The following is a 2,841-nucleotide window of genomic DNA, read 5'->3' as shown; positions in this document are numbered from 1 at the left end:
CTTCGCCGGGGTGAACGTCACGTCCGACGACCCGTGGACCGTCTCGACGAGCATCACGTCACGCACCGTCACCGTGCCCGTCGTGCACACGGGCGGAGCGGCCACCGTCGAAGCGTTCTGCCAGGTCGCATCCGGCACCGGCACCGCGAACCCTGGGTGCCGCGTGAGCGCCACATGGGTCGGGCCAGCCTGATGCAGCAGGTCAAGATCGGCAAGAAGGCCTCCGGCTCCGTCGCGTGGCTCGACGCACCCGCAGCGGCCTCGTACCTGCGCATGGTCGGCGCGGGCTGCCCCAGTGGCGGCATCACCGACGCTGGCCGCACCAACGCGGAGCAGTGGGTGCTCTGGTACGCCTACCTTCGCGGCGACCTCGCAGCCACCGCCGCCTACCCCGGCACGTCGCTGCACGAGACCGGGCGCGCGCTCGACCTCGCCGGGCCCGCCCGTGCGTGGGTCCGGGCCTGGGGCGAGCCCTACGGGTGGATCAGAGACATGGTCCGCAACGAGCCGTGGCACATGACGTACGTCGCCAGCCGCGACACCCGCGCCACGCAGACCGTCTCCAACCCGGTCGCCACCACACCGGCCATCCCCACCATCCCTGAGCCGACCGCGCCCACCCTCGACCAGGAGGACGACATGCCCTACACCGAAGACCATCTGCGCCGCATGATCCGCGACGAGGTCCGCACCGTCCTCGGCATCGGCGGGGCCAACCTCCCGCTGTCCGAGGTCAGCAAGATCCCGTCCATCTCCACCATCGGCGAGCGGACCCGCGACGCACGCGACGAGATCAAGCTGCACCGGCAGGCAGCGGCCAAGGGTCAGGAGTGACGGTGGATCAGGACGGCGCCGGCGCGATCCGCCAGGACATCCGCGACCTGCGCGCCGACCTCACCCAGCGCCTCGACTCGATGATCACCCGTCGGGAGCACGAGGCCGAGGTGCGGCGCATCGACTCCGAGCACCGCGCCCTGGCCGCATCACACGAGGCCCTCGCGCAGACCGCGGACGTCGAGCACGCCGAGCTGCGCAACGCCCTCTCCGCCGACAAGAAGGAGCGACTCATGGAGCGCGCCCGCATCGAGGACGCCCGCCGTGCCGATCGCCGCACGTACCTGCAGATCACCATCGCCGCGATCGGGATCTTCGCCTCGATCGTGATCGGCGCGATCTCCATCATCGCGCCCTGACGTGCACCACCCGCTCCGGGACCTGCGACACACCTGGGTCCCGGCCCTGGTCGCGCTCGCGGCCATCACCCTCGCCGGACTCGCCGGCGCCCTACTTCCCTAGCGCCTTCCGCACGGTCATCCGAGTGACGCCAGCGCGCCGCGCAAGGCCGACCTCGGTGCCGCCCGAGGCGATGATCGCGCCGGTGAGCGCCGCGCGGGTCGCCCGCTCTCTTGCGCGGGCGTCGCGCCAAGCCTCGGCCGTCGCCTCGAGCGCCTCGTCTCCGAGGACGACCATCGCGGCGGCGTTCAAAGCGTCGCGGCGACTGTCGGCCATGTCCGGGTCGGGCCAGCGAGCCGCGATCGCGTCGGATGCTGCCTGGATGGCGGCGCGCTGTTCGTCGGTCGCCTCGGTGTCGCCGAGCCATGCGTCGATGTCGTAGGTGCTCATGGCGGTCCGTCCTTTCGTGGCGGTCTAGGTCAGACGGCGAGGTCGATGTGGCGGACCAGGCCCTCGCGTCCGGTCTCGGGGTGCACCGAGGCGACGGCGATGATCTCGCGCCCGAGGATCGCGTCGGCGATGTAGCCGACCGGGGAGATGAGCGCCTGGGCGCTTGTGGTGAAGGTGTCGCCGTCGGTGAGGGTGACGGTGCGAAGCGACCGGTCGCTCTCGTAGACGCTGAAGGACTCGACGGTGCCGGTGTAGGTGGCGAGGGTCTCGACGACCTCGCGGCTGCCGTTCCAGCCGGTGACGGTGCGGGTGGTGGTGGCCTCGGTGCGCATGGTTCCTGTCCTTCGCTTCGGTGTGCCTTGCTGATGTATATGACTATACACGCACCGGGTGAGCGCTGTCTACCCGTATACCGACCAGGTAGGTAACGAAACAGTCACAACCCTGAGGAGTCGTCATGCTCTCCGCCCTGCTCTCCCGCGCCTGGTGGGCCGCCGCCATCCAGCGGGCCCTGCGCTCCGCCCTCGTGGTCCTGGTGCCCCTGATCCCGGGGATCTTGTCCGGGGACTCCGCGACGATCCTCGCGGCCGCGTCGACCGCCGCTCTGATGGCCGTGCTGTCCCTGGCCACCGCGCTCGCGTCCCTGCCCGAGGTCGACGGGATGCCGCGGGCCTGGTGGGTAGCAGCACTGGACCGCACCGTGAAGACCTTCGCGCAGGCGCTGATCGCCGCGATCCCGGCCGTGACCCTGATCCACGAGGTCCCGTGGACGCTGGTCCTGATGCACGCTGCCGCGGCCGCTGCCGGGTCCCTGGTCCTGGCCGTCATCTCCATCCTGCCCGAGTCGCTGCCCGTGACCATCCCCATCGACACGGTCCTGCCCGACGGGCGCACCGTGACCGATGCCGTCGCCGGGGTGCAACCCGCTGACGCTGCCCCCACCGGCCGGCACACCGCCGACTGATCGACCCACCCGTCACACCCCACCAGAAGGAGAACGACCATGGGCCTGACCATCACGGAGTCGCAGGCGACTCTCGACGCACGCTTCCCGACGAGCGGAGCGACCGACTACATCGCATGGTCCGAGAACGGCACGTCCGAGTCGGCGAACCTGGCGCGGACCGCGGTCGGCGCGACGGGCTGGGCGGCGGCGACCGCCGCCGACCCGTCAGTGAAGGCGACCAACGCCGTGCTCACGACCGCCGCGGCGACCGG

The 2,841-nt window shown here is 71.1% G+C and carries 6 protein-coding genes; 4 read left to right on the top strand and 2 right to left on the bottom strand.

Translation table 11 applies throughout. The features are described 5' to 3' along the window. Positions 1-174: 174 nt before the first annotated feature. Positions 175-834, top strand: a complete 660-nt coding sequence (locus tag ABWK99_RS15445) for a M15 family metallopeptidase (RefSeq protein ID WP_372595579.1) — start codon at positions 175-177, stop codon at positions 832-834. A 2-nt stretch (positions 835-836) separates the two neighbouring features. Beyond that, positions 837-1,193, top strand: coding sequence for a hypothetical protein (locus tag ABWK99_RS15440; RefSeq protein WP_372595578.1), 357 nt, complete (start codon positions 837-839; stop codon positions 1,191-1,193). A 91-nt stretch (positions 1,194-1,284) separates the two neighbouring features. Here the strand turns inward: ABWK99_RS15440 and ABWK99_RS15435 are convergent, their stop codons facing one another. Then, positions 1,285-1,623, bottom strand: a complete 339-nt coding sequence (locus ABWK99_RS15435; RefSeq protein ID WP_372595577.1) for a hypothetical protein — start codon at positions 1,621-1,623, stop codon at positions 1,285-1,287. 29 nt (positions 1,624-1,652) lie between these two features. Next, positions 1,653-1,955, bottom strand: coding sequence for a hypothetical protein (locus ABWK99_RS15430; protein WP_372595576.1), 303 nt, complete (start codon positions 1,953-1,955; stop codon positions 1,653-1,655). Positions 1,956-2,080: 125 nt separating this feature from the next. On the opposite strand from ABWK99_RS15430, the gene ABWK99_RS15425 reads away from it, so the two are divergent. Together ABWK99_RS15425 and ABWK99_RS15420 are read left to right on the top strand one after the other, a co-directional pair. Continuing rightward, a complete protein-coding gene (locus ABWK99_RS15425; protein ID WP_372595575.1) occupies positions 2,081-2,587 on the top strand; it encodes a holin in 507 nt (168 codons plus the stop codon). A gap of 39 nt (positions 2,588-2,626) precedes the next feature. After that, the coding region (locus ABWK99_RS15420; RefSeq protein ID WP_372595574.1) for a hypothetical protein at positions 2,627-2,841 on the top strand (215 nt) is incomplete at its 3' end.

The sequence above is a fragment of the Actinotalea sp. genome, from assembly GCF_041597215.1.
In the GTDB taxonomy this organism is placed as follows: Bacteria; Actinomycetota; Actinomycetes; order Actinomycetales; family Cellulomonadaceae; genus Actinotalea.
Note: the sequence above shows the minus strand (reverse complement) of the source record. Positions and strands in the feature narration are given on the sequence as shown.

Excerpts from the sequence above, each read along its gene's own strand:
- ABWK99_RS15430 (WP_372595576.1), bottom strand. The coding sequence starts at position 1,955 with ATGCGCACCGAGGCCACCACCACCCGCACCGTCACCGGCTGGAACGGC.
- ABWK99_RS15425 (WP_372595575.1), top strand. The coding sequence starts at position 2,081 with ATGCTCTCCGCCCTGCTCTCCCGCGCCTGGTGGGCCGCCGCCATCCAG.
- ABWK99_RS15435 (WP_372595577.1), bottom strand. The coding sequence starts at position 1,623 with ATGAGCACCTACGACATCGACGCATGGCTCGGCGACACCGAGGCGACC.
- ABWK99_RS15445 (WP_372595579.1), top strand. The coding sequence starts at position 175 with ATGGGTCGGGCCAGCCTGATGCAGCAGGTCAAGATCGGCAAGAAGGCC.